Source organism: Streptomyces sp. NPDC001480, assembly GCF_042894725.1.
GTDB lineage: Bacteria > Actinomycetota > Actinomycetes > Streptomycetales > Streptomycetaceae > Streptomyces.
In genome coordinates this window covers 80893-105990 of the sequence record NZ_JBIAVX010000001.1, presented here as the reverse complement: position 1 = coordinate 105990, position 25098 = coordinate 80893, and the positions used below count along the sequence as shown (strand labels likewise).

20 protein-coding genes are annotated in these 25098 nt (G+C 72.5%); 15 read left to right on the top strand and 5 right to left on the bottom strand.

Annotated features, from left to right (window positions below; genetic code table 11):
- Positions 1–32 precede the first annotated feature (32 nt).
- From ACFY01_RS00515 to ACFY01_RS00495, 5 genes are all read left to right on the top strand, one after another.
- Complete coding sequence (locus ACFY01_RS00515; RefSeq protein WP_390733398.1) at positions 33–1154, top strand: ROK family protein; 1122 nt, start codon at positions 33–35, stop codon at positions 1152–1154.
- Positions 1155–1431: 277 nt separating this feature from the next.
- Positions 1432–2763, top strand: coding sequence for an extracellular solute-binding protein (locus tag ACFY01_RS00510; RefSeq protein ID WP_390733397.1), 1332 nt, complete (start codon positions 1432–1434; stop codon positions 2761–2763).
- Positions 2764–2844: 81 nt separating this feature from the next.
- Positions 2845–3756 carry a carbohydrate ABC transporter permease gene (locus ACFY01_RS00505; protein WP_390733396.1) on the top strand — a complete coding sequence of 304 codons (912 nt, stop codon included), beginning with the start codon at positions 2845–2847 and terminating at the stop codon, positions 3754–3756.
- Positions 3753–4655 carry a carbohydrate ABC transporter permease gene (locus ACFY01_RS00500; protein WP_390733395.1) on the top strand — a complete coding sequence of 301 codons (903 nt, stop codon included), beginning with the start codon at positions 3753–3755 and terminating at the stop codon, positions 4653–4655. Before ACFY01_RS00505 ends, ACFY01_RS00500 begins: the two co-directional genes overlap by 4 nt.
- Before the next feature lie 2 nt (positions 4656–4657).
- Complete coding sequence (locus tag ACFY01_RS00495; protein WP_390733394.1) at positions 4658–6364, top strand: hypothetical protein; 1707 nt, start codon at positions 4658–4660, stop codon at positions 6362–6364.
- Positions 6365–6408: 44 nt separating this feature from the next.
- On the opposite strand, the gene ACFY01_RS00490 is transcribed toward ACFY01_RS00495, so the two are convergent.
- Positions 6409–7068, bottom strand: coding sequence for a nucleoside/nucleotide kinase family protein (locus tag ACFY01_RS00490; RefSeq protein ID WP_390733393.1), 660 nt, complete (start codon positions 7066–7068; stop codon positions 6409–6411).
- Positions 7069–7153: 85 nt separating this feature from the next.
- Here ACFY01_RS00490 and ACFY01_RS00485 point away from each other — a divergent pair, with 85 nt between their 5' ends.
- Complete coding sequence (locus ACFY01_RS00485) at positions 7154–7894, top strand: HAD family hydrolase (RefSeq protein WP_390733392.1); 741 nt, start codon at positions 7154–7156, stop codon at positions 7892–7894.
- Complete coding sequence (locus ACFY01_RS00480) at positions 7891–10233, top strand: glycoside hydrolase family 65 protein (RefSeq protein ID WP_390733391.1); 2343 nt, start codon at positions 7891–7893, stop codon at positions 10231–10233. The genes ACFY01_RS00485 and ACFY01_RS00480 overlap by 4 nt, the downstream gene beginning before the upstream one ends.
- Positions 10234–10245: 12 nt before the next feature.
- Here ACFY01_RS00480 and ACFY01_RS00475 read toward each other — a convergent pair whose 3' ends face one another.
- Together ACFY01_RS00475 and ACFY01_RS00470 are read right to left on the bottom strand one after the other, a co-directional pair.
- Positions 10246–11139, bottom strand: a complete 894-nt coding sequence (locus ACFY01_RS00475; protein WP_390733390.1) for a M56 family metallopeptidase — start codon at positions 11137–11139, stop codon at positions 10246–10248.
- Positions 11136–11519 carry a BlaI/MecI/CopY family transcriptional regulator gene (locus tag ACFY01_RS00470; RefSeq protein WP_390733389.1) on the bottom strand — a complete coding sequence of 128 codons (384 nt, stop codon included), beginning with the start codon at positions 11517–11519 and terminating at the stop codon, positions 11136–11138. Before ACFY01_RS00470 ends, ACFY01_RS00475 begins: the two co-directional genes overlap by 4 nt.
- Positions 11520–11695: 176 nt before the next feature.
- On the opposite strand from ACFY01_RS00470, the gene ACFY01_RS00465 reads away from it, so the two are divergent.
- From ACFY01_RS00465 to ACFY01_RS00445, 5 genes are all read left to right on the top strand, one after another.
- Complete coding sequence (locus ACFY01_RS00465) at positions 11696–13183, top strand: hypothetical protein (RefSeq protein ID WP_390734011.1); 1488 nt, start codon at positions 11696–11698, stop codon at positions 13181–13183.
- Entirely contained in the window at positions 13180–14127 is a 948-nt protein-coding gene (locus ACFY01_RS00460; protein ID WP_390733388.1) for a lysylphosphatidylglycerol synthase domain-containing protein, read from the top strand. The genes ACFY01_RS00465 and ACFY01_RS00460 overlap by 4 nt, the downstream gene beginning before the upstream one ends.
- 172 nt (positions 14128–14299) lie before the next feature.
- Positions 14300–16990 carry an iron uptake transporter permease EfeU gene (efeU, locus tag ACFY01_RS00455; RefSeq protein ID WP_390733387.1) on the top strand — a complete coding sequence of 897 codons (2691 nt, stop codon included), beginning with the start codon at positions 14300–14302 and terminating at the stop codon, positions 16988–16990.
- Positions 16991–17043: 53 nt separating this feature from the next.
- Positions 17044–18315, top strand: coding sequence for an iron uptake transporter deferrochelatase/peroxidase subunit (gene efeB, locus ACFY01_RS00450; RefSeq protein WP_390733386.1), 1272 nt, complete (start codon positions 17044–17046; stop codon positions 18313–18315).
- A 340-nt stretch (positions 18316–18655) separates the two neighbouring features.
- A complete protein-coding gene (locus ACFY01_RS00445) occupies positions 18656–19144 on the top strand; it encodes a DUF5709 domain-containing protein (RefSeq protein ID WP_390733385.1) in 489 nt (162 codons plus the stop codon).
- 24 nt (positions 19145–19168) lie between these two features.
- Here the strand turns inward: ACFY01_RS00445 and sthA are convergent, their stop codons facing one another.
- Positions 19169–20572 (bottom strand): Si-specific NAD(P)(+) transhydrogenase, encoded by a 1404-nt coding sequence (gene sthA, locus ACFY01_RS00440; RefSeq protein WP_390733384.1) that lies wholly within the window; start codon positions 20570–20572, stop codon positions 19169–19171.
- A 245-nt stretch (positions 20573–20817) separates the two neighbouring features.
- Entirely contained in the window at positions 20818–21024 is a 207-nt protein-coding gene (locus ACFY01_RS00435; protein ID WP_361445556.1) for a hypothetical protein, read from the bottom strand.
- A 187-nt stretch (positions 21025–21211) separates the two neighbouring features.
- Between ACFY01_RS00435 and ACFY01_RS00430 the strand changes: the two genes are divergently transcribed.
- The 3 genes from ACFY01_RS00430 to ACFY01_RS00420 all read left to right on the top strand — a co-directional run bounded on the left by ACFY01_RS00430 (position 21212) and on the right by ACFY01_RS00420 (position 25046).
- Positions 21212–23047 carry a glycoside hydrolase family 15 protein gene (locus ACFY01_RS00430; RefSeq protein WP_390733383.1) on the top strand — a complete coding sequence of 612 codons (1836 nt, stop codon included), beginning with the start codon at positions 21212–21214 and terminating at the stop codon, positions 23045–23047.
- A 152-nt stretch (positions 23048–23199) separates the two neighbouring features.
- Positions 23200–24714 (top strand): FG-GAP repeat protein, encoded by a 1515-nt coding sequence (locus tag ACFY01_RS00425; RefSeq protein ID WP_390733382.1) that lies wholly within the window; start codon positions 23200–23202, stop codon positions 24712–24714.
- Between the two features lie 95 nt (positions 24715–24809).
- On the top strand, positions 24810–25046 hold the full coding sequence (locus ACFY01_RS00420; protein WP_361445547.1) for a hypothetical protein: 237 nt from the start codon (positions 24810–24812) through the stop codon (positions 25044–25046).
- The last annotated feature ends 52 nt before the right edge of the window (positions 25047–25098 follow it).

Here is a 25098-nt window from a genome sequence, read left to right as displayed (position 1 = left end):
GCAGACCGCTGCGGCACGATCTGGGGGAGAGCATGAACCTGAGCGAAAGTGCCCGCGCGGTGTTCGCCGTGCTGGCCGCGGCGGGCACCGCGACCCGCCCCCAGCTGGCGGCCGGCGCGGGCCTGTCCAAGCCGACCGTCTCCTCGGCCGTGGCCGAACTCGAAGCCGCCGGTCTCGCCGCCCACTCCGGCACCGCCTCCAGCGGAACCGGCCGCAACGCCGCCGTCTACCGGCTCGGCCCGGCCGCCGGGGCCGTGCTCGCCGTCGATCTGGGCCCCGCGCTGACCCGGGTCCACGGCTGCGCCCTGGACGGAACCCTGCTCGCCGAGGCCACCAGCCCCCGGGCGGACGCCGTCGACGCCGTGCGCGAGGCCCTCGCCGCGCTGCCCGCGAACGCCCCGCTGCGCAGCATCGTCGTCGCCGTCGGCGACGTCACCACCCGGGACCTGGAGGGCGCCGGCATGCGCCCAGCGACCGCGAAGGCCGGCCCCGTCTTCGACGCCATCGCCGTCGCGCTGCCGTCCGGTGTTCCCGTCCACCTGGAGAACAACGTCAACTGCGCGGCCCTCGCGGAGTTGCACGAGGGCGCCGCCCGCGGCCGCCGCACCTTCGGCTATCTGCGGATCGGGGTGGGTGTCGGCCTGGGCATCGTCGTCGGCGGCGAGGTCCTGCGCGGCGCGAACGGTGCCGCCGGTGAGGTGGCACGGCTGCCCTACCCCTGGGACGAGGGCCGCGAGCCGCGCCGCGAGGCGCTGGAGGGCCAGATCGGCGCGCGCTCCCTGCTGCGCCGCACCAGGCAGGCCTGGCGGGACACCGACGGCCCCTGCCCCCGGACCGCCGACCGGCTCTTCGCCCTCGCCGGGGAAGGTCACGCCACGGCCGCCGCCGTGGTCGCCCACCACGCCGCCGACGTGGGCCGGATCGCCGCCGCGGTGACCGCCGTGCTGGATCCGGGGCTGATCGTGCTGGGCGGCAGTACGGGTGCCGACCCGCAGCTCGTGCCCGGTGTGCGGGCGGAGCTGGACCGGCTGAGCTGGCCGACCGAGGTGGTCAGCAGTACGGTCGGGGACTCCGGCACCGTCGTGGGCGCCGCCCGGCTCGCGGTCGCCCGGGGAGTCCAAAACGTGACCGAGCCCGCGGCGGCGAAGGATTGACGGCGTCCGACTTGGTCTGCCAATGTCCGGACAAGCGCTTTCTAAGCCGGTCGGGACACCGGCTTGGGGCGAGCCTCCCAGCCCGTACACGACGTACGGCAACCGCACGAGGGCGTGCCCGTGCGGTGACGGCCAGGACGGCCGGGGATCTCGCTCCACGTGGACGATGCGGCCGGGCGAGGCCGCACCCCCGGAAAGTGACTTCTCCTTCAGAAAATGCACCAGTGCCGCCTCAGCCGGCGCCGTGCTCCGTCCCTCCGAAGAAATGGGATCGAAGATGACCACTGTGGGTGTGCGGCGCTCCCGCCGACTCGGCCGCGGCGGTATGCGCCGCCTGGTTCCCCTCGCTGCCGTGGCCTCGGCAGGTGCCCTCCTCCTCACCGCCTGCGGGGGGTCGGGCTCCGGCTCGGGCGGGACCTCCAAGTCGCTGACGTTCTGGATCTCCACGGTCCCGGGGCAGGACGCGGGCTGGAAGAAGCTGGTGGCGCAGTACAAGAAGGAAACGGGCGTCGACGTCAAGCTCGTCAACATCCCCTACGACGGCTACCCGACGAAGCTGCACAACGCCGCGCAGGCGAACTCCCTGCCCGACGTCGCGGACGTGCCGGCGCTGGACCCGATCTGGTCGAACAAGCTGATCGACCTCAGCTCCATCGCCAACAACAAGAGCTACAACATCAACGGCAACTTCCTCGCCAAGGACTCGTCCGGGAAGGTGCTGTCCATACCCTCGGACGTCACCGCGTCCGGCCTGTTCATCAACAAGACGCTGTTCAAGAAGGCCGGCGTCTCCTTCCCGAGCTCGCCGCAGAAGACCTGGACGTGGACCGACTTCATCAAGGCGGCGAACAAGGTCCGCGAGAAGACCGGCGCCAAGTACTCCCTCACGTTCGACCAGTCGCCGTCCCGGCTGCGCGCCATGGTGTACGAGATGGGCGGGAAGTACGTCCACGCGGACTCCTCCGGCAAGTTCTCGGTGGACAGCGCGACCAAGAAGGCCGTGAAGACCTTCGTCGGATGGAACGACGACAAGGTCATGCCGAAGTCGGTGTGGACCAGCGGCGCCGACCCGTCGGCCATGTTCCAGAGCGGTGACGTGGCCGCCTACTGGTCCGGCGTGTGGCAGGTCGCCGCCTTCTCGGACAGCATCAAGAAGTTCGACTGGGCGAGCGTCCCGACCCCCGCCCAGCCGGTGCAGGCCAGTGACGTCAACAGCGGCGGCATGATGGTCGGCTTCAACAACAACGGTGCCGCGGCCACCGCCGCCAAGAAGTTCATGTCCTGGGTGTACGACCCGAAGCAGTACACCGAGCTGGTCGAGACCTCCGGGTTCCTCCCGGTCGAGAGCGGCCTGAGCCCGAAGTACCCCTTCACCTCCCAGGCGGCCCAGGCGGCGTTCAAGCTGTACAACGAGGAGATCCCGCTCTACGCCCCGATCTCGGGCTACTTCAACGGCGCGCAGACGGCGTGGGTGCTGAAGGGCAAGAGCCTCACCGAGGACCCGACCAAGACGGAGCTCGGCAAGGCGATCAACGGCCAGCAGTCGCCCGACAAGGCCCTGGAGAACATCGTGGCCGGCTACAACCAGCAGGTCGGCGGCGGATCGTAGGCCGACGGGCCGGGCGGCGGGGTCGAGACGCCGCCGCCCGGCCTTCAGAAGGTTCCATTCCACCAGCACGGAGTCAGGAAGATGACAAAACGCGCCTCGGACGTGTCCGCGAGCCCGCCCAGGAGACGCAGCAGCTACACCATCGCGCCGCTCGTCCTCATCGCGGCCAATGTCGTGCTCTTCGCGCTGTTCTTCGTCTGGCCGGCGGTGATCGGGCTCGTCTACTCCTTCACGAACTACACGGGCGTGGGGGCGTTCCAGTTCGTCGGACTGGACAATTACCACAACCTGTTCGGGGACTCCACGTTCTACGACGCGCTGACCCGGACGCTGCTGTACGCCGTGCTCTTCGTACCGCTGAACTTCGCGCTCTCGCTGCTCGCCGCCAACCTGGTGGTGAGCAAGCACGCCAAGGGCGCGTCGGTCGCGCGGGTCATCTTCTTCATCCCGTGGCTGCTGTCGCCCATCGTCGTGGGTGTCCTGTGGCGGTGGCTGTTCGGTGAGAACTTCGGACTGGTCAACTACGTCATCGAGAAGCTCGGCGGAAGCGCCGTCCCGTGGCAGTCGAACGCCGACCTGTCGCTGATCGTGGTGGTGATGGCGGCGTCCTGGGCCTGGACGGGTTTCTCGATGCTGCTGTTCATCGCGGCGATCAAGAACGTGCCGGTGTCGTACTACGAGGCGGCCTCGCTCGACGGCGCCGGCCCATGGCGGCAGTTCTTCAGCATCACGCTGCCGAGCATCGCGCCCACCTCGTTCATCGTCATCCTGCTCAACACGATCAACGCGATGAAGGAGTACCCGGTGTTCGTCGCCCTCAACAACGGCGGACCCGGAACGTCGAACAACCTCCTCGTCCAGTACATCTACGAGACCGGCTTCAAACGGGGCCAGATCGGCTACGCGAGCGCCGCGTCATTCGTGCTCATGATCATCCTGATGGCCGTCGCGATCGTCCAGCTGATCGTCAACCGGCGGGTGGAGAACCGATGACAACCACAGACATGCCACGCCCGGTCGACGCCGACACCGGACCGGTCGTCTACAAGAAGCGGCCTCGCGGAGCGGCCACCGGTGGGCTCCGGCAGGCGGTGTCCGCTACGACACTGCTGTGGATCATGGCGTGCCTCTACGGGCTGCCGGTGCTGTGGTTCATCCTCAGCTCCCTCAAACCGGCCGGCGACCTGTTCTCCTATCCGCTGACGCTGGTTCCGCACCACCCCACCCTCTCGGGCTACCTGACCGCCTGGCGCAGTGCCAACTTCTCCCAGTACTTCGCCAACACGGCCATCGTGTGCGTGATCACGACGATCCTCACGGTGGGTGTCAGCTGCTGCACCGGCTACGCGCTGGCCAAGTACGACAACAAGTGGCTCAAGGTCTTCTTCCTCTGCATCCTCGCCACCACGATGCTGCCGTCCGAGGTCATGCTCGCCCCGGAGTTCCTGGTCGTCCGCAACCTCGGCCTCTACAACTCGTTCGCCGGCATCATCCTCCCGGCCGTGCTCACCGCGACCGGATGCTTCATGTTCCGCCAGTTCTTCCTGACGGTCCCCGACGAACTCGTCGAAGCCGCACGCATCGACGGCGCCCGCGAACTGTCGATCTTCCTGCGCATCATGGTGCCGCTCTCCCGGCCCATCATGCTGACCCTCGCCATCCTGTCCTTCCAGTGGCGGTGGAACGACTACATCTGGCCGCTGCTGATGCTCAACGACCCGGGCAAGTTCACCGTGCAGATCGGCATCCAGAGCATCGTCGGCGCGCAGAACATCAACTGGTCGGTGCTGCTCGGCGCATCGGTCATCTCCATCGTTCCCCTGATCGCCATCTTCCTGGTCTTCCAGCGCTACGTCATGGGCGCCGACATCAACGCCGGACTGAAGGACTGACCGTGCAGATCACGCTCGACCGCGAGTTCGTCCGCGAGGTGGCCCGCGCCGCCGACCCGGTGGCCGTCCCGCTGGCGGCCCGCCCGGACGAGGAACCGGCCGGTGTGCCCCACCGTGGTCTGGCACGCCGGGTGAAGACACTGCTCGCGGCGTACCGTTCACCGGAGTCGACGCTGCACGGCAGCGAGCGGGCCGTCGCCGCCGCGATGACCCACCTCGCAGCTCTGAGGGCCCTTCAGACCCCCTCGGGTCTCTTCGCCGGGGGCGACAACGTGCAGTCGCCCCCGGACTCCGCGTTCACCATCAACGACGTGTGCGACGCGCACGTCCTCGCCACGGGCGCAGGGCCGGAACTGCGGGAGGCCGCCACAGCCCTCGCCGAGATCGCCGGCGCGGCTTGTGAAAGCCTCCGGACGGGCGGGGTGCACACGCCGAACCACCGGTGGGAACTGTGCGCGGCGCTGGCCCGGCTGCACCGGTCGTTCCCGGACGGCCGGCTGCTCGACCGCATCGACGCGTGGCTCGCCGAGGGCGTCGACATCGACGCCGAGGGCCTGTACTCGGAGCGGAGCGCCAACTACGCCGCCCACGTGTCCAACCCGTCGCTGCTTTTGCTTGCCGACGTCCTCGGCCGCACCGACCTGCGGGACGCCGTCGAACGCAACCTCACCGCGACCCTGGACCTCATCAGGCCGGACGGCACGGTGGAAACCGTCCACTCGCGGCGGCAGGACCAGAACCACACGTTCTCCCTGGCGCCCTACCTGCCGCACTACCGGCTGCTCGCGATCCGTACCGGCCGGGGCGACCTCAGCCGGGCGGCGCGGCTGGCGGCAGCCCGCGGCATCGACGACGACAACCTGCTCGCCGAGACCATCCTGACCCCCGACCTGTGCCGCGAACTGCCGGCACCGGAGCCGGAAGCCCTTCCCCGCGACCGTTACATCACCACGGCGCGCCTCGCCTCCCACGCCTCCGCCACCGCGCACACGGTCGTGTACGGCGGCTCGGACGTGCCCGAGCACCGGCGTATCCGGTCGGGCCTCGCCAGTAACCCGACCTTCCTGCGGCTCTTCGCCGGCGACGCGGTCCTCGACGCCGTGCGGCTGTCGCGGGGCTTCTTCGACCTGGGCCCCTTCCGTGCCACGGACATGGCACGCCTCGGGGACGGCCGGTACCGGCTCACCGAAACCCTCACGGCGGCCTACTACCAGCCGCTCCCGCCGGCCGAGCACCGGGTCGACGGCGCCTACGAGATGACGGACGAGGGGCGCTTCTCGGCGGCTATGTCGTTCGGGCAGCGGCCGCGGGACGAGGTCTCGCTGACGACCCGCGTCGATGTGGAACTCCGGGACGACGGTGCCGACCTCCGGTTCGACATGGCGGGTCCGCGGGTGCCGTGGGCACTCGAACTGACCTTCCGGCCGGGCGGCGTCGTGCACGGCGCCGAACCGCTGGGCGAAGGACGCTGGTGCCTCGGCTCCGGGGCGATGACGTACCGGATGGGCGAGGACGAGATCCGGGTCGAGGCCGACGTCCACTCGGGCGAACCGCCGGCCGGGCCGGACCAGGGCGACCTGCTGCGGTACGACCCGGGGCAGGACTACACGTTGCTGCGGGGGACCGACGCGACGACCGGGCCACGCGTCTGCCTCGGCGGGTTCGGCCCGCACACGCTGAGTGTCACTCTGCACGCCTCGCGTGGGTGACGCTCGTCCTGGAACGGCTCGGCGGCCCCCCCCGCACGCTTGGCTCACGCCGCGGACGCGCCCGGCGGCAGGGCGGACACCGGAACGATCAGGTCCGCCCGGTCCCGGGTCGCCGCCACCAGGTCCGCGTTGCGCTGGTCGCTGCCCAGGACCCACGCCACCGCCGTGTCGTGGTCCTTGCCGAACTCCTCGTGGCGGGCGACGAGCCGGCGGACGCGTTCCGGCTCGTCGAGTTCGCAGAACCACACCTCGTCCAACCGCTGCCGTACACGGGACCAGGGGCCTGTGCCGAGCAGCAGGTAGTTGCCCTCCGTCACCACCAGCCGGGCCGACGGCGGCACCGGGACCGCGCCCGCGACCGGCTGCTCCAGCACCCGCTCGAAGCCCGGCGCGTACACCACCTCGTCCCGCTCCTCGCGCAGCCGCCCGAGCAGGGCCGCGTACCCGGCCGCGTCGAAGGTGTCGGGCGCGCCCTTGCGGTCCCGGCGGCCCAGACGGTCCAGTTCGGCGTCGGCGAGGTGGAAGCCGTCCATCGGGACGTGCGCCACCCAGGGCTCCCCGGCGCCGTTCAGCGCGCGCACCAGGTGCTCGGCGAGCGTCGACTTGCCCGCCCCGGGGCTGCCGGTGATGCCGAGGAGGGCGCGCGGGCGGCCCTCGGCGAGGAAGCGAGCGCGGGTGAGGAGGTCATCGAAAGTCACGGGCACGGGGGAGAGTCTGTCATCCGCCGTTCATGCGGAGTGTGGCGCGTACCACCCACTGGAACCCGTCATGTGGGGAAGTGTGCTGGGTATGACTGAACTCGGTCTGCCCGACACCATCCAGGCCTGCCTCTTCGACCTCGACGGGGTCGTCACCAGGACGGCCGTCGTGCACGCGGCCGCCTGGAAGGAGACGTTCGACGACTTCCTGCGCGGATACGAAGGTGAGCGCGCCCGGCTGTTCGACGCGGTCGCCGACTACGACGAGTACGTGGACGGCCGACCGCGCGCGGACGGAGTGCGCACCTTCCTCGCCTCCCGGGGCATCGAACTGCCCGAGGGCGATCCCGACGACCCACCGGACGCCCTGACCGTGCACGGGCTGGGCAACCGTAAGAACGAACTGCTCCTGGAGAAGATCCGTACCGAGGGCGTGGAGGCCTACGAGGGCACGCTGCGCTACATCGAGGCGGTCCGGGCCGGTGGACTGAGGACGGCGATCGTCTCCTCCAGCGCCAACACCCGCGACGTGCTGCGCTCCATCGACGCCGAGCGGCTCTTCGACGTCCGGATCGACGGCGTGGTCGCCGCCGAGCGGGGCCTGCCGGGCAAGCCCAACCCCGACACCTTCCAGGCCGCGGCCCGTGATCTCGGCGTCGAGTACCGGCAGGCCGCCGTGTTCGAGGACGCGCTGGCCGGCATGGACGCGGGCCGCTCCGGCGGCTTCGGGTACGTCGTCGGCGTCGACCGGGTCGGCCAGAGCGACGCCTTGTACGCGCACGGCGCCGACATCGTCGTCGAGGACCTCGCCGAACTGGGGGGCAAGGAGTGATCACCCAGCGGTCGTACGCCGTCGAGCCGTGGACCGTGCGCGAGACCGACCTGGACCTCGACGTGCTGGCCCAGAGCGAGTCCGTGTTCGCGCTGTCCAACGGCCACGTCGGCTGGCGCGGCAACCTCGACGAGGGCGAACCGCACGGCCTGCCCGGCAGCTATCTCAACGGCGTGCACGAGGTGCACCCGCTGCCGTACGCCGAGGCGGGCTACGGCTATCCGGAGTCGGGCCAGACGGTCATCAACGTCACCAACGGCAAGATCCTCAGGCTGCTGGTCGACGACGAGCCGTTCGACCTGCGCTACGGCAGGGTCGTACACCACGAGCGCACCCTGGACCTGCGGCGCGGCGTGCTGGAGCGGACCTGCGAGTGGACCTCTCCCACGGGATCCACGGTACGGGTGCGTTCGACGCGGCTCGTCTCGCTCACCCAGCGCGCGGTGGCCGCCGTTGCCTACGAGGTGGAACCCGTCGGCAACCGGGCCCGGGTGGTGATCCAGTCCGAGCTGGTCGCCAACGAGCAGCTGCCGGAGTCCAACGGCGACCCGCGCGCGGCGATGGCCCTCCAGTCGCCCCTGGAGCCGGAGGAGGACTTCGCCTCGGGCAGGCGGCTGCGCCTGGTGCACCGCACCCGCAACAGCGGGCTGCGCGTCGCCGCGGCCGCCGACCACGTCGTCAGCGGCCCCGAACGGACCACCACGAGCAGCGAGAGCCGCCCGGACGTGGCCCGGCTGACGGTCACCTCCGTCCTGGAGCCGGGCCAGCGGCTGCGGGTGGAGAAGCTCGTCGCCCACGGCTGGTCCGGCACCCGTTCGCTGCCCGCGATGAGCGACCAGGTCGACGCGGCCCTCGCCGCCGCGGCGCACGACGGCTGGCCGGGCCTGCTCGACGAACAGCGCGCCTACCTGGACGACTTCTGGGCCCGCGCGGACGTCGAGGTGGATGGCGACGAGGAGATCCAGCAGGCCGTCCGCTTCGCCCTCTTCCACGTCCTCCAGGCCGGCGCCCGCGCCGAGCAGCGGGCGATCCCGGCGAAGGGGCTGACCGGCTCCGGCTACGACGGGCACGCGTTCTGGGACACCGAGATGTTCGTGCTGCCCCTGCTGACCTACACCGCGCCCGAGGCCGTCGCCGAGGCGCTGCGCTGGCGGTACAACACACTGGACTCCGCACGGGAACGCGCGGCCCAACTCGGCCTGGAGGGCGCCGCGTTCCCGTGGCGCACCATCGGGGGCTCGGAGGGCTCGGCGTACTGGCCCGCCGGCACCGCGGCCTTCCATGTGAACGCCGACATAGCCAGTGCCGTGGTGCGCTACGTCGCCGCCACCGGGGACACCGGCTTCGAACAGGACACCGGCGTCGAACTGCTCGTGGAGACCGCCCGCCTGTGGCGCTCCCTGGGCCACCACGACCACCACGGCGCCTTCCACATCGACGGCGTCACCGGACCCGACGAGTACAGCGCCGTCGCCGACGACAACACGTACACCAACCTGATGGCCCGGGAGAACCTGCTGGCCGCCGCCGACGCCGTCGAGCGCCATCCGCGCGCGGCGGCCCGGCTCGGCGTCGACGACGAGGAGAGCGCCGCCTGGCGGGACGCCGCCGAGGCCATGCACATCCCGTACAACCACGACCTCGGCGTGCACGAGCAGCACGCGGGCTTCACCCGCTACCAGCAGTGGGACTTCGCGCACACCCGCCCCGACCAGTACCCGCTGCTGCTGAACTTCCCCTACTTCGACCTCTACCGCAAACAGGTCGTCAAGCAGGCCGACCTGGTGCTGGCGATGTACGTCTGCGACCGATACTTCGACGACGAGCAGACCGCCCGCAACTTCGCCTACTACGAGCCGCTCACCGTCCGGGACTCCTCCCTGTCGGCATGCTGCCAGGCCGTCATCGCCGCCCAGGCGGGCCATCTGCCGCTCGCATACGACTACGCGGCCGAGGCCGCGCTGATGGACCTGGCCGACCTGGAGCACAACACCCGCGACGGACTGCACATCGCGTCGCTGGCCGGCACCTGGATGGCGCTGGTGGCGGGCTTCGGCGGGATGCGCCGGGACGGCGACGGGCTGCGGTTCGCCCCGCGGCTGCCGGAGAAGCTGCGCCGCCTGGCCTTCACCGTGCGGTACCTCGACCGCCGGCTGCGGGTGGAGGTGCACGCCGACAAGGCCACGTACTCACTTCTGGACGGCCCCCCGCTGACCATCGGCCACCACGGCGACCGGCTCACCCTGCACCCCGACGAGCCGGCCGTCCGCGCCGTGCCCCCGGTGAGACCGCGGCCGGCCCCGCAGCAACCACCGCACCGCAGGCCCGTCAGCCGCTGACCGGGGCCCGCCTCAGCTCAGCACGCCGGTGAGCAGTCGGAGCAGGTCACCGGTCGCGTCGGCGGCGCCCACCGCGGGCAGGGCGCCGAGGGCGAGGACGGCCGCGGCGGCGGTCCACAGGCGCGGGGGAGGGGCCGTCTGGAGGGCCGCGATCCGGCGGGTGACGGCGCGGTCCGTGAAGCCGAGCGCGCAGCCGGTACGGGCGCCGCCCGCGGTGAGCGCGGCGCGGGCCAGGGCGCGCGCCGTGGTGTCACGGTCGCCGACGGCGGCCGCCGCCCGCTCGTCCGCCCAGCGCTCCACCAGGAAGCCCACCGTCGAGCGGACCGGGATCAGCAGCGGGTCGGCCGCCGCGGCGAGCGAGGCCGCGGTCACCAGGAAGCCGTGCCGGTGCGCCAGATGGGCCCGCTCGTGAGCGAGCAGCACCCGGCGCTCGGCCGGTCCGAGCGCGCCCAGCATGGCCGAGGTGACCAGGATCCGGCCGGGCCGGCCGGGAATGGCGAACGCCTGCGGCACGTCCGAGGCCGCGACGATCAGCTCGGTGTCCCCCGGATGCCCCGCCGACAGCCGCCGCAGCGCCCGCCGGGTGCCGCGCTCGGCGCGCACCGCACGGTGCACGCGACGGGCGACGACGGCGAGGGCCAGGCACGCGGCGATCCCGATGACGCCCGGCACCGGATCGGCCAGCCGGTGCCCGTCCTCCCGGGCCTCGGCGACCACCGGGGGAGCGTCGCCCACCAACGCGGCCGCCAGCAGCACCAGGGACCAGGTGGTGGCCGCCGCGGTGAGCACGGCGGCGGAGGTCAGCACCCGGGCGGCGAGCGCGGGCGCCACCCGCCGGCCGAGCACCGGACCGACCAGTCGCAGCAGCAGCGACAGCAGCAGCGGGGTGTAGACGTCGATCCTCATGCGCCGCCTCCGCCGAGCAGATCGCGCAGGGCCCGCTCCTCCTCGGGGCTCAGCCCGGACACGAACTGCTGCAACGCGGCGATGGGGTCCGGACCGCGGTCGAGGGCGTCGTGCATCGCCTCGGCGGTCAGCTCGGCCGCGTTCTTCGCGGGCCGGTAGGCGCCGCGCCGCCCGTTCGCGTCGCGCAGCACGAGCCCCTTGTCGAACAGCCGCTTGAGGATGGTGTGCACGGTGTTGTACGCCAGACCGCCGCCGATCTCGGTCTGGATCTCGGCCGGTGTCAGCGGTCGCTCCGTGGCCCACAGCGTGGCCAGCACCTCGCTCTCCAGCGCCCCGGCGCTGCGCCGCTCCGCTCTGCCCGGGGAACCTGTGCCAGCCATGCCACAACCTTACAGCGCGTAGGGCCGTCAAACGGATGGCCGTGTTCGCCCTGCGGTGGGGCTCGCTGCCGGTTAATTTGGCCCTGCTTCTCTGCTTTCGCATGCTTTCGCGCCCGTAGCCCTACAAGCTGTAGGGTGCTTCGAACCCTACAAGCTGTAGGGATGAAGGGTGGATGATGTCAGGCAGTGCGCACGCCACACTGGGCCGGACCCGCCGCGGCGGTCCGTGGACCGCGCCCCGCGGCACCCGGCGCGCCCGCGCCGAGGGTCCCCTCGCGGTCGTCGCGGCCGTCTTCACCCTGGCCCAGCTCCTCCTCGTCCGGCCCGGCATGGGCCTCGGCTGGGACGAGACCGTGTACGTCAGCCAGGTCAGCCCCCATGCCCCGGCGGCCTTCTTCAGCGCGCCCCGGGCCCGCGGCGTCTCCCTGCTCGTCGCACCCGTCGCGGCCTGGTCCTCGTCCACCCCGCTGCTGCGGATCTACCTGGCCGTACTGTCCGGCCTCGCCCTGTTCCTGGCGCTGCGCGCCTGGCGGGGGCTCTTCCCGGTCCGTGTCCTGGCCCTTGCGGGCGCCCTGTTCGCGTCGCTGTGGGTGACCCTCTTCTACGGCCCGCAGGCCATGCCCAACTACTGGGTCGCCGTGGGCGCGCTCGCCGCCGTCGCCTGCTTCCTCCGCGCCGTCGCCGACCGCACGGACCGGGCCGCCCTGTGGGGGCTGGCCGCGAGCGGGGCGCTGATGGCCTGGATGCGGCCCACCGACGCGGTCTGGGCGACCCTTCCCCTGCTGGTCCTCGCCCTGTGGCGCCGCCGCTGGCACCTCCTCGGCGTGCTCCTGGCCGGACTGGCGGCCGGGGCCGCCGACTGGGTGGTCGAGGCGTACGTGAGCTACGGCGGTCTCGCCCGGCGGCTGGCCGACGGCTCCGCGATCCAGGGCGGGCTGGGCTGGCACGTCGCCGTCGCCGACCAGCTGCGCAGCCTGGGCGGGCGGGCCCTGTGCCGCCCCTGCACGGGCGCGCTGCCCCACCCGCTGCTCACCCTCTGGTGGTTCGCCCTGCCGCTGCTCGCGGTGCTCGGCCTCGTCGTCGCCGTCCGCGCCCGGTGCACACCCGCCACCCTGGTGCCGCTGGCGTGCGGGGCGACGGTCGCCTTCCCGTACCTGTTCATGATCGGATACGCGGCGCCCCGGTTCCTGCTGCCCGCCTACGCCCTGCTGGCGCTCCCGGTGGCCGGCGCGCTGGCCCACCTGGTGACCGTTCCCGGCCGCACCCGGCGGACCGTGGCCGTGACGCTGGTGACGCTCGGTCTGGCAGTGCACCTCGCCGTCCAGCTGGGCGTCCTGGTGCACACCGTCGACCGCACCACCGCCTCCCACCGCGGCTGGACCCGTACCGCCGCCGAGCTGCACCGCCTCGGCGTCCGCCCGCCCTGCCTGCTCACCGGGCACGAGTCCGTCCCGATCGCGTTCTACGCCGGCTGCTCCTCCGCGGCCACCGCCGGGCACAACGCCAACAGCACCGCGCGGGACATCGCCCGCACCGCCGACCGCACACCGGTCGCCACGCTCGTAGCCGCCGGATCACGGCCACCCGCGTACGCCCGGGACTGGCCGTCCGTACCCTTCGCCGGGCTGCGCATCCACTACGCCGTACCGGCCGGCCGCCGATGACGTCCCCGGCGGGCCTCGCCACCGGCGCCGGCCGCCGCCGGGCGTACGGACACACCGCCGTCTGCCTCGCCGTCCTGACCTGCGCGGTCTATCTGGCCCGTAGGCACTGGCCGCTCCTGGAGACGGGCGCCCTGCGGCTCGCCGTCGCCGACCAGGGCTGGCTGCTGGTGGGTGCGACGGCGGCGGTCGGGACCTGGGCCGCCTCGGCGCTCGCCCAGCAGGGCGCGGTCGTCCGGCGGCTGCCCGGCGGACGCCTGGTGGCCGCCCAGTTCGCCGCCTGCGCGGCCAACCACGTGCTGCCCGCCGGGCTCGGGGCCGGGGCGGTGAACCTGCGGTTCCTGATGCGCTGCGGGCTCGCGCCGGGCCGATCGGCCAGCGCGCTCGCGGTCAAGGCCACCGCGGGCGCCCTGGTCCGCGGCGCGCTGATCGCGGCGCTCGCGCCCTTCTGTCCGGGTCTGCTGCGGATCCCGCACGTCCCCCCGGCCGCCCTGGCCGTCGTGCTCGCGGCCGTCGTGCTGGTGGCCGGCCTGCTCGCCAGTCCGCTGTGGCCCCGCTGCCGGGCCGCCCTGGCGACCGTACTGGCCGACATCCGCGCCGTGCACGCCAGGCCGCACCGCGCGGCGGCCCTGTGGGGCGGCTCACTGGCCTTCGCCGCACTGCACTCCCTGGTGCTGATCGCCGTCACCCGGGCCGTCGCGCTGCCCCTGCCACCGGTGCGCGTGGCACTGCTGTACCTCGCCGCGAGCAGCGCCGCCGCCCTGCTGCCCACGCCGGGCGGCCTGGGCTCACTCGACGCGGCACTCGGCCTCGCGCTGACCGCGTCCGGAGCGCCGGCCGCGGCGGCCGCCTCCGCCGTACTCGGCTACCGGCTCCTGACCGTGTGGCTGCCGCTGGTGCCCGGACTGCTGGTGCTGGGGATGCTGGTCCGCCGCAAGGCGTTGTGAGTGGGGTCCGCACCCGGCTTTCGCCCCGGCTTTTGCCTCGCCATTGCCGCTTCATGACCAACCGACTACACGGGTGTAGTCATGATGGTCATCGAATCATCGAAGTAAGGCATGCCTTCGCTAAGTCGGGGGCGAGGTGGCGGGGACGTGCCTGCCGGGAGGGCCGCGACGCATGTGGGACGACGCGTTTCCGAGTTTCCTGATCGGACTGAGGGAGGGACTCGAAGGCGGTCTCATCGTCTCCATCCTGGTCGCCACCCTCGTGCGGGCCGGTGCGCGGTCCCGGCTGCCGCAGGTGTGGACGGGCGTCCTGGCCGCGATCGCCGTGGCGATGAGCTTCGGCGCGGTCCTCACCTTCACCGCCGCGTCCCTGTCCGCCACCGCCCAGGAGGCGTTCGGCGGCACCCTCAGCGTCATCGCCGTCGCGTTCGTCACCGGCATGGTGTTCTGGATGCGGCGCTCGGCCCGCGGTCTTTCCGGCGAGATCAAGGAGAAGGTCACCGGTGCGCTCGGCACGGGCGCGGGGGTGCTGGTGCTCACCTCGTTCCTCGCGGTGGGCCGTGAGGGCCTGGAGACCGCCCTGTTCCTGTGGACCACCGCCCGCGCGGCGGGCGAGTCCGCGGGCCCGATGACCGGTGCGGGAATCGGGCTCCTGCTCGCGGCGGGGCTGTGCTGGGGCCTGTACCGCCGTGTCCTGAAGATCAACCTGACCAGGTTCTTCACCGCCACCGGCGCGGTCCTCATCGTCATCGCGGCCGGCGTCCTCGGCTACGGCCTGCGCGACCTCCAGGAGGGCGGCGTACTGCCCGGCAGGACCGCGTACGCCGTCGACCTCGGCGGCAGCATCGACGCCGGCTCCTGGTACAGCACGCTCGTCCAGGGCGTCCTCAACCTGACGCCGACCATGACCTGGCTCCAGGTGGCCGGGTACGCCGGCTACCTCGCCGTGGTGATGACCCTCTTCGTACGGGGCGTACGCGCGAACACACCCCAGCCGGCGGGCCCCCGACCGGACCGGGGAACGGGGGCCGCCGCGCCGGCTTCCGGTGCCGGAACCGCGTCCGCGGCCGGGCAGGATTCCGTGGCCGGCCCAGAACCTGTGCCGGGCGCCGCTGCCGCTGCCGGGCACGCATCCGCGTCCGAGGCCGCCGTGCCGGCTTCCGGTGCCGGCTCCGGTGCCCGGTCCGGAAGCGAGTCCGTGCCTGGGCCGGGCTCCGCGTCACCGGACTCGGGGGCCCGGGCCGCGTCCGGCCCGGAATCCGCGGTCGGCGCCGCTGCTGAGAGCGGGGCCGGTCCGGAGGGACCTGTGTCCGTGCCCGGGGGCGCTGCCGGGCATGCCCCCGCGTCCGCGGCTGTGCAGGATTCCGTGGCCGGTGCGGAACCTGTGCCCGCTGGCGCTGGCGCTGGCGCTGCCGCTGCCGCTGCCGCTGCCGCTGCCGAGCACGGGCCCGCGTCCGGGGCCGGGCCGGACGGCGTGCCGGGTTCCGGTGCGGGGTCCGCTTCCCTGTCCGGGCCGGAATCGGTGTCCGGTGTGGCGACCGCGTCCCGGGTGGACTCCGGGGCCGGGGCCGCCTCGGCGGTCGGGGGCGGTGACGGGCGCGGGGCCGCGTCCGGGGACGGCGCCGGGCTCGGGGACGGGGGCGGCCCGAAGGCCTCGGCCGAGGCCGGGCGCGACTCCGGGCGGGAACCCGGGGCCGTGGGGCGGCGGCGGCCCGCGTGGGTCGTGCCCGTGGCCGTCGTCGCCGTTCCGGCGGTCCTGGCGGGGCTGGTCGTCGCGCTCGCCCGGCCCAAGCCCGCCGGGGCGCAGACGGTGGCCGTGTCGGGGAGCGAGTGCGGCAAGGGCTTCAGCGCGCCGAAGCCCGGGCGGCAGACCTTCCAGATGCACAACACGGGCGGCAAGACGTCCGAGGTGTACCTCATCGACCCGGCGACCGGCGCGGTCTACGGCGAGATCGAGGGACTCGCCCCCGGCACCACGCGCGACCTGGTCGCCACGGTGGCCGGCGGCAGCTACGCGTGGCGGTGCGTGCCGACCGGCGGCAAGGCGGTCACCTCCAAGGCCGTCAGCGTCACCGGCGCAGGCGCGGCCAAGCCCGTCGTGCCCGTCTCGGAGAGCGACCTCGCGGCCCCCCTGAAGTCGTACAAGGCGTACGTGAACCAGGGCCTGGCCACCCTCGTCACCCAGTCCCGGAAACTCGACGACGACATCGACGCCGGCCACCTCGACCGGGCCCGCGCCGACTGGCTGACCGCCCACCGCACCTACGCCTCCCTCGGCGCCGCCTACGGCACCTTCGAGGACTTCGACCAGAAGATCGACGGCCGGCCCGACGGACTCCCGAACGGCGTGCGGGACCAGGACTTCACCGGCTTCCTCCGGATCGAGTACGGCCTGTGGCACGGCCAGTCGGCCAAGGACCTCCGCACCCCCGCCCGGCAGCTGGCCGAGGCGGTCGCCGGACTGGCCAGGGCCTTCCCCGGCCAGAAGTTCGACGCGGGCGACCTGCCGCTGCGCGCCCACGAGATCCTGGAGAACACCCTCCAGTTCGAGCTCACCGGCGACACCGACCAGGGCAGCGGCACGGGGCTCGCCACCGCCGACGCCAACCTCGCCGGCACCCGCGAACTGCTCACCGTGCTCAAGCCGCTGCTGACCAGCCGCGCGCCGAAACTGCTGCCCACCGTCGACGCGGACGTCGCCCGCCTCCAGCAGCTCCTGGACGCCGCCCACCACGACAGCACCTGGACCCCCGTCGACCGGCTCGTCCCCGCCGACCGGCAGCGGCTGGACGGCGCCACCGGACAGCTGCTGGAAGACCTCGCCCCGATCCCGGACCTCCTCGAGATCAGGAAGTCCGCCTGATGAGCACCGAACACCCGCACACGGAACGCCCACACCTGGAAGGAACCCCTTCGATGTCCACTGCCGAGACGCCGGCCTGCCCCGTCGGCCCCGCCCGCCGCTCCTTCGTGCGGACCGCGCTGGGCGCCGGCGCGGCGGGCGCGGTCCTGGCCGGCGGCGGCTTCGTGCTCGGCGAGAGCGGCGGCACCGCCCAGGCTCAGGACACGGGTGCGGACAGCGGCGCGAAGGTCCCCTTCCACGGCGCCCACCAGGCCGGAATCACCACCCCGGCCCCGGCCGCCGCCACCTTTGTCTCCTTCGACGTCACAGCCGACGACCGCAAGGGCCTCGAAGACCTGCTCAGGACCGTCACCGAGCGGGCCCGCCTCCTCACCTCCGGCGGCACCCCCACCGACCTCGGGGTCGGCGCTCCGCCCTCCGACAACGGCATCCTCGGTCCGCAGGTGCCCACCGACGCGCTCACCGTCACCGTCGGCGTCGGCGCCTCCCTGTTCGACGACCGCTACGGCCTCGCCAAGGCGAAGCCGGCCCGGCTGACGCCGATGCGGACGTTCCCCAACGACAACCTCGACGCCGCCGAGTGCCACGGCGACGTGTCCCTCCAGATCTGCGCCGACCGCCAGGACACCGTGCTGCACGCACTGCGCGACATCGCCCGGCACACCAGGGGCGCCATGCAGATCAAGTGGCGCGTCGACGGCTTCCAGAACACCCCGCGCCCCACCGGCGCCCAGCGCAACCTGCTGGGCTTCAAGGACGGCATCGCCAACCCGGACGTCACTTCGGCCCGGGAGACCGACCGGCTGATCTGGACGGGCGACGGACAGGGCGAGCCGGCCTGGACGAAGGGCGGCAGCTACCAGGTGATCCGGATCATCCGGATGCTCGTGGAGTTCTGGGACCGGGTGTCCCTGACCGAGCAGGAGAAGATGTTCGGCCGCCGCAAGGACACCGGCGCCCCGCTGGACGGTGCCAAGGAGACCGACATCCCCCAGTACGCCAAGGACCCGCACGGCACGGCCATCCCGCTGGACGCGCACATCCGCCTCGCCAACCCGCGCACCGCCGCCTCCGACGACTCCCGCATCCTGCGCCGGGGCTACAACTACGACCGGGGCGTGGACAACGTCGGCAACCTCGACATGGGCCTGGTCTTCTGCTGCTACCAGCAGGACGTCAAGCGGCAGTTCGAGGCCACCCAGACGCGGCTGATCGACGAACCCCTCGTCGACTACATCTCCCCGACGGGCGGCGGCTACTTCTTCGCACTCCCCGGCGTGCGGGACTCGCGGGACTGGCTGGGCCGGGGGCTGCTGGCGGCCTGACTTTCCCCCGGCATGGCCAAGGTCTGCCCCCGGCTTTACTGCACATCCCTTGTACGTGCTGTGACTTGGCACAAGGCTGGGCCATGGCCGACCCCGGTTCCGCACAGCACCTCCCCGCGGGGAACCGGGGCCGGCGAACGGGACCGGCCCGGGGCGTCACTCCCGTGATCGCAGGCCCCTGCGCCACTTGGCGATCTGCTTCCCCGCCGAGCACGAAGTCGGCCGCCGACCTCAGCAGCATCTTGCGGTAGGCCACCGCGTGATTAGGGTTCCCGCTGCGGGAAACGCGGACCGGGAACCGTGACAGCGACAGGCGCCGGGCGCCGAGAGGGAGGCGGTCATGACCGGTCAGCAGCCGGAGCACACCCCGATGGGCGACGACGCGTACCAGCCCACCGGGAGCAACGAGGAACAGCAGGACGCCGCGCCCCTGGACCTCCAGGACGCGGTGGACGAACGGACCTACGACGACACCCTCGACGAGGGTTATTCGCCCCCGGAGAAGCCGCTGGGCGTCACCCGGTACGGAACCACCGCGGCCGAGCAGCACGAGGGCGAGAGCCTCGACCAGCGGCTGGCCCAGGAGCGGCCCGACGTGTCCCCGCCGCCCGGGGACGCCGTGGGCGACCTGCCGGGCGGTGAGGGCGAACCCGTCGATCCCGAGGCGGGCGGCGACCGAGCCGGCCGGCTCGTGGCCCCCGACGAGGGCGCCCGCCGGGACACCACGAAGGAGAGCGTCGCGGACGACGTGGGCATCGACGGGGGCGCGGCCGGTGCGGAGGAGGCGGCGGTGCACGTCGTCGAGGACGAGACGGCACTGCCCGAGTAGGACCGGACCGGTCAGCCTCCCAGGTCAGTCTCCCAAGTGGTCTATCTGGCGCAGCTTGTTGGTGGCATCCAGAGCGGCGACTTTGTAGGACTCCGCGAGCGTCGGGTAGTTGAACACGGCGTCGACGAGGTAGTCGACCGTGCCGCCGCAGCCCATCACGGTCTGGCCGATGTGGATCAGCTCGGTGGCGCCCGTGCCGAAGCAGTGCACACCGAGCAGCGTGCGGTCCTCGGGGGAGACCAGCAGTTTCAGCATGCCGTGCGAGTCGCCGATGATCTGGCCGCGGGCCAGTTCCCGGTAGCGGGCGATGCCCACCTCGAACGGCACGCTGTCCGCGGTGAGTTGGTCCTCGGTGCGGCCGACGAAGCTGATCTCCGGGATGGTGTAGATGCCGATCGGCTGGAGGTTGTGCATGCGGTTCACCGGCTCGCCGAACGCGTGGTAGGCGGCCGCACGGCCCTGTTCCATCGAGGTCGCGGCCAGCGCAGGGAAGCCTATGACGTCGCCGACGGCGTAGATGTGCGGCACCTCGGTGCGGTAGTGCTCGTCCACCGTGATCCGGCCACGGGGGTCCGCCGACAGGCCGGCCTTGTCCAGGTCGAGTTCGTCGGTGACGCCCTGACGGCCCGCGGAGTACATCACCGCGTCGGCGGGGATCTTCTTGCCGCTCTCCAGGACGGTCAGGGTCCCGCGCTCATGGCGTTCCACGGCGGCGACGGTCTCCCCGAACCGGAAGGTGACGGCCAGGTCCCGCAGGTGGTACTTGAGCGACTCGACGACCTCCACGTCGCACAGGTCCAGCATCCCGGGGCGCTTCTCCACCACCGTGACCCGGCTGCCCAGCGCCGCGAACATGGAGGCGTACTCCATGCCGATCACACCGGCACCCACGATGACCATGGAGCGCGGCACCCGCTCCAGCGTGAGCACGTTGTCCGAGTCCAGGATCGTGCGCCCGTCGAACTCCACGCTGCCCGGGCGGGCGGGCCGGGTGCCGGTGGCGATCACGATGTGCTCCGCGCTCAGCAGCCGCTCGTCACCGGTCACCTCCCGCAGGGCGACGGTGTGCGGGTCCACGAAGCGGGCCGTGCCGGCGTGCAGGGCCACCTGGTTACGGGAGAGCTGGCTGCGGATGACGTCCGTCTCCCGGCCGACCACGTGCTGGGTGCGCGCGATCAGGTCCGCGACGGTGATGTCCTCCTTCAGCCGGTAGCTCTGCCCGTACAGATCGCGCTGGGTGAGCCCGGTGAGGTACAGCACCGCCTCGCGCAGGGTCTTGGAGGGGATGGTTCCGGTGTGGAGGGAGACCCCGCCGACCATGTCGGGGCGGTCGACGACCGCGACCCGCCGGCCGAGCTTGGCCGCGGCGATGGCGGCCTTCTGGCCGCCGGGTCCGGATCCGATGACGAGCATGTCGAAGTCGGGCATCCCCCGGAGTCTGCCAGCCCGCGCCCCCACTGCGGAAGGCTGATCGGAAAACCTCCGTACCGCTGTGCACCCCGGTCGCGGTCCGCGCGGCCGCCGACGGGCGGATCACCATCCGGGCCGGCGCCCGGAGGCCCGTCGCCGCCGGGCTCGCGCCGCTGGTGCGGGCACGTGCCACGCGCGGACACGCCACAACCACCGGCCCCGGCGGGACACTCCGGAGCCAGTGGCCTTGCAGCTATTGAGCCCTAGGGAAGAAGTTTCTCGATGGCGGACGGGCCCTCGGTCTCCAGCTTGCGCCTCGCCCATTCGAGGTTCGCCGGGGTGACGTCCCGGCCCGCCGCCATCACCATGTCCTCCGCCGTGATGTCGCGGCCGGGGGAGGTGTGGAGCAGGGAGTCCGGGGTGCGCAGGTCGTCCGACAACCGGGACGCTTCGGGTTCTGACGTCGACATGATGCCTCCTCCTCGGGCCCGGACGGCACCTACCGCGAGACCGGGACCCACTCTCACCATTCACCGCCTGAGCACACCCTGCATCCGGAGCGGCCTCAGGCCCGGTGACGAGGTACCTGAACACGGCGGAAGGAAACCCCCGGACCTACGCTGGAACCAGCCCGTACGCCCGGACCGGGAGGCCGACATGGCCGAGACGCAACTGCCGCAGGACACGCCGGGGCGTCCCCGCCCCCTGCCGATCGCCGAGCACGGGCTGATCGGGGATCTGCGCAGCGTGGCCCTGGTGGGCAGCGACGGCACGATCGACTGGTACTGCTGCCGGGCCTTCGACCGGCCCAGCGTCTTCGCGGCGATCCTGGACCCCGAGCGCGGCGGGGCCTTCGAGCTCGCCGCTGCCGTGCCGGCCCGGACCAAGCAGTTCTACTTCCCCGACACCAACGTACTGATCACCCGTTTCTACACGGAGGACGGTGTCGGGGAGATCCAGGACTTCATGCCCGTGACCGGCGAGGCCGCCGAGACCGGCCGGCACCGAGTGATCCGCCGCGTCCTGTGCGTCCGCGGCACCGTCCCCTTCCGGGCCCGCATCGCCCCGCGCTTCGACTACGGCACCGCCCCGCACGCCCTGACCATGCTCGGCGAGTCCGCCCTCTTCGAGTCCCGCGACATGGCCCTCGCGCTGACGGCCACCGTGCCGCTGGAGGGCGACGGCGTGGACGCGCTCGCCGACTTCAAGCTCACCGAGGGCGAGACCGCCGTGTTCGCCCTCGACCAGGTCGGCGAGGACGTACCACCGCGCGGCTGTCCGCACATGGAGGCCGAGCACGAGTTCGCCGCCACGGTCGCCTACTGGCGGCGCTGGCTGTCCCAGTCCCGCTACCGGGGCCGCTGGCGCGAGATGGTCCACCGCTCCGCCCTCACCCTGAAGCTGCTCACCTACGCCCCGACCGGCGCCATCGTCGCCGCGCCCACCACCAGCCTCCCCGAGCAGCTCGGCGGCGAACGCAACTGGGACTACCGCTACGTATGGGTCCGCGACGCCGCGTTCTGCGTGTACGCCCTGCTGCGGCTGGGCTTCTCCGGCGAGGCCGAGGCGTTCATGCGGTTCGTGACCACCCACATCAGCCCCGGAGACGGCCGCGCGTCGGGCCCGCTCCAGATCATGTACGGCATCGACGGCCGCACCGACCTGCCCGAACGAGAACTCCGGCACCTGTCCGGCCACCAGGGCTCCGCCCCGGTCCGGGTCGGCAACGCCGCCGCCGACCAGCTCCAGCTCGACATCTACGGCGCCCTCATCGACTCGATCTACCTCTACGACAAGTGGGCCGAGCCCATCTCCAGCGGCCAGTGGGACGACGTGTGCCACCTGGTCGACTGGGTCTGCGACAACTGGGACCAGCCCGACGAGGGCGTGTGGGAGACCCGCGGCGGCCGCCAGAACTTCCTCTACTCCCGTCTGATGTGCTGGGTGGCCATCGAGCGCGCCATCCGCCTCGCCAACCGGCGGGGTCTGCCCGCCGACATCCTGCGCTGGCGGCAGAGCCGGGACACCATCTACCGGCGGATCATGGACCGCGGCTGGTCGCCCGGGCGCCGCGCCTTCGTCCAGCACGAGGACGGCGACGTGCTGGACGCCTCCGTGCTGATGATGCCGCTGGCCAAGTTCATCGCCCCCACCGACCCCAAGTGGCTGTCCACCCTGGACGCGCTGACCGAGGAACTGGTCTCCGACTCCCTCGTCTACCGCTACGACCCGCAGGCCAGCCCGGACGGAGTGCGCGGCGACGAGGGCACGTTCTCCATCTGCTCGTTCTGGTACGTCGAGGCGCTGGTGCGCGCCGGACGGCTGGAGGAGGCCCGGCTGGCGTTCGAGAAGATGCTCACCTACGCCAACCATCTCGGCCTGTACGCCGAGGAGATCGGCCGCACCGGTGAGCAACAGGGCAACTTCCCGCAGGCGTTCACCCACCTGTCCCTGATCAGCGCCGCCTTCAACCTGGACCGCGCCCTCGGCTGACCCGCCCGCACATCCCGTCCCGCACCGACTGTAACCGGTCTGTCACAGCCCCGCGCGGCACCACAACTCCGCCCGGACCCCTCGTGTCGAACAGGGCGTCGGTCACCAAAGGCGACCCGACGGACCGCCAAGACACCCTGGGGGAACGGGACATGACCCGCATCGCACGCACGACCCGCCGCACCACGGCCTCGGCCGTCGCCACGGCCGCCTCCTTCCTGCTGCTCGCCGGCGCCGGCATCCTGGCCGCGCCGTCCGCGTTCGCCGGCGTGCCCGGCGGCACCAGCGCCGCCGACCGCAACAGCGACTTCGACGGCGACGGCCGCGCCGACGTCCTCATCGGCGTCCCGGAGGGCACCGTCGACGGCAAGGAGGGCGCCGGATACGTCACCGTCCAGTACGGCGCCCCCAGCGGCATCGGCAGCAACCACACCGTGCCCAAGGGGCGTACGGCGGTCATCAGCCAGTCCACCAGGGGCGTGCCCGGCACCTCGGAGGCCTGGGACGACTTCGGTCAGGCCGTCGCCACCGGCGACCTGGACGGCGACGGCTACGACGACGCGGTCATCGGCGCACCCGGCGAGGACGAGGGAGGCGTCGCGGACGCGGGCCGGGTGACCGTCCTGTACGGCTCCAGGGCGGGCCTGGGCGCCGGACGGACCGCCTCCGTCACCGCGGCCGCGCCCGCCCGCGGGGCCCGGTTCGGCCTCGCGGTGGCCGCCGCGCGGTTCACCGGGGACACCGACGCCGACCAGCTCGTCGTCGTCGACCAGAAGGTGGGACTGACCGCCTTCACGTACCACGCGGGCGTCCTGCGGCGCGTCGGCGCCCCGCACTCCACCGGGCACAGGCTCCAGCCCGGCTATGTGACCACCGGCGACTACGACCGCGACGGCTTCGCCGACCTCGTCGTCTCCGGCTACAGCCCCGACGACGACTACACCCAGGGCTGGTCGGCGTACTACGCGGGCGGCCCCGAGGGCCTGAGCTACCGGCGGGACCTGCACGGCGGCCTGGGCACGGCCTCCGGCGACATCAACCACGACGGCTACGACGACCTCGTCGTCGGCCAGCTCAGCGCCGCCGACGAGTCCACCGGGGACGCGAACGCGCCCGGCGGCCTGGTCGGCGTCTACTACGGCGGCGAGCACGGGCCGGCCGGTACCCAGGGGCCCGGCAGCTCCGCGCAGTGGTGGTCGCAGAACTCCCCGGGCGTGCCCGGCACCGCCGAGCAGGGCGACGCCTGGGGCGCCGACCTGTCCGTGGCCGACGTGAACGGCGACGGCTTCGCCGACGTGGCCGTCGGCGCGCCGGGCGAGGACGTGGGCACGGTCGCCGACGCGGGCGCGGTGTGGCTGCTGCGCGGCACCGCGAGGGGCCTGACCGGCTCCGGCGCCCAGTCCTTCGACCAGAACACCCGTGGGATCCCCGGCACCGCCGAGGCGGACGACGGCTGGGGAGCCCAGGTGCGGCTGGTCGACACCGACGGCGGCGGCCGCGCCGAGCTGCTCGCGTCGGCGGCGGGCGAGAACGCCGGCGACGGCGCGGTGTGGCTGCTGCCCGCCAGCGGCGGCGGCCTGCTCGCCGACGGTTCGTGGGTCTACGGTGCCGCCGCCCTGGGCGGGAACGGGCACTCCGCCCGTTTCGGAGCGGTGATCGACGAATAGTCCCAGATCGCGGCGGTGTGCCCGTCGGTGGCCCGGGTACTCGGTGGTTTCCGGAAAGCACAGCGACGCTGGGTCAGAAGATGGAGGCAGATCCCATGACCAGCAGCACCGAGACCGGCGACGTCACCGGCACCCGGGACAAGGACTACAACCTCATCTGGTATGTCGAGGCGTGCCTGAGCAACGCCCTGCGCCTGGAGCAGTACATCCAGGACGCGGAACGCGACAAGGACCAGGAGATCGTCGAACTGTTCCGCAAGGCGCAGTCGGACAGCCGCAAGGGCGCCGAGCTGGGCAAGCAGCTGCTGCGCTCGCGGCTGAACGGCAGCTGACCCGCGCCCATCGGGCCCGGCCGTCGCCCTCGTCGGCGGCGGCCGGGCCCGT

What these genes read in the sequence shown, in the direction of transcription:
- ACFY01_RS00515 (WP_390733398.1), top strand. Translation starts at nt 33, where the DNA reads ATGAACCTGAGCGAAAGTGCCCGCGCGGTGTTCGCCGTGCTGGCCGCG.
- ACFY01_RS00510 (WP_390733397.1), top strand. Translation starts at nt 1,432, where the DNA reads ATGACCACTGTGGGTGTGCGGCGCTCCCGCCGACTCGGCCGCGGCGGT.
- ACFY01_RS00505 (WP_390733396.1), top strand. Translation starts at nt 2,845, where the DNA reads ATGACAAAACGCGCCTCGGACGTGTCCGCGAGCCCGCCCAGGAGACGC.
- ACFY01_RS00500 (WP_390733395.1), top strand. Translation starts at nt 3,753, where the DNA reads ATGACAACCACAGACATGCCACGCCCGGTCGACGCCGACACCGGACCG.
- ACFY01_RS00485 (WP_390733392.1), top strand. Translation starts at nt 7,154, where the DNA reads ATGACTGAACTCGGTCTGCCCGACACCATCCAGGCCTGCCTCTTCGAC.
- ACFY01_RS00475 (WP_390733390.1), bottom strand. Translation starts at nt 11,139, where the DNA reads ATGAGGATCGACGTCTACACCCCGCTGCTGCTGTCGCTGCTGCTGCGA.
- ACFY01_RS00470 (WP_390733389.1), bottom strand. Translation starts at nt 11,519, where the DNA reads ATGGCTGGCACAGGTTCCCCGGGCAGAGCGGAGCGGCGCAGCGCCGGG.
- ACFY01_RS00465 (WP_390734011.1), top strand. Translation starts at nt 11,696, where the DNA reads ATGTCAGGCAGTGCGCACGCCACACTGGGCCGGACCCGCCGCGGCGGT.
- ACFY01_RS00460 (WP_390733388.1), top strand. Translation starts at nt 13,180, where the DNA reads ATGACGTCCCCGGCGGGCCTCGCCACCGGCGCCGGCCGCCGCCGGGCG.
- efeU (WP_390733387.1), top strand. Translation starts at nt 14,300, where the DNA reads ATGTGGGACGACGCGTTTCCGAGTTTCCTGATCGGACTGAGGGAGGGA.
- efeB (WP_390733386.1), top strand. Translation starts at nt 17,044, where the DNA reads ATGTCCACTGCCGAGACGCCGGCCTGCCCCGTCGGCCCCGCCCGCCGC.
- ACFY01_RS00445 (WP_390733385.1), top strand. Translation starts at nt 18,656, where the DNA reads ATGACCGGTCAGCAGCCGGAGCACACCCCGATGGGCGACGACGCGTAC.
- sthA (WP_390733384.1), bottom strand. Translation starts at nt 20,572, where the DNA reads ATGCCCGACTTCGACATGCTCGTCATCGGATCCGGACCCGGCGGCCAG.
- ACFY01_RS00435 (WP_361445556.1), bottom strand. Translation starts at nt 21,024, where the DNA reads ATGTCGACGTCAGAACCCGAAGCGTCCCGGTTGTCGGACGACCTGCGC.
- ACFY01_RS00430 (WP_390733383.1), top strand. Translation starts at nt 21,212, where the DNA reads ATGGCCGAGACGCAACTGCCGCAGGACACGCCGGGGCGTCCCCGCCCC.
- ACFY01_RS00425 (WP_390733382.1), top strand. Translation starts at nt 23,200, where the DNA reads ATGACCCGCATCGCACGCACGACCCGCCGCACCACGGCCTCGGCCGTC.
- ACFY01_RS00420 (WP_361445547.1), top strand. Translation starts at nt 24,810, where the DNA reads ATGACCAGCAGCACCGAGACCGGCGACGTCACCGGCACCCGGGACAAG.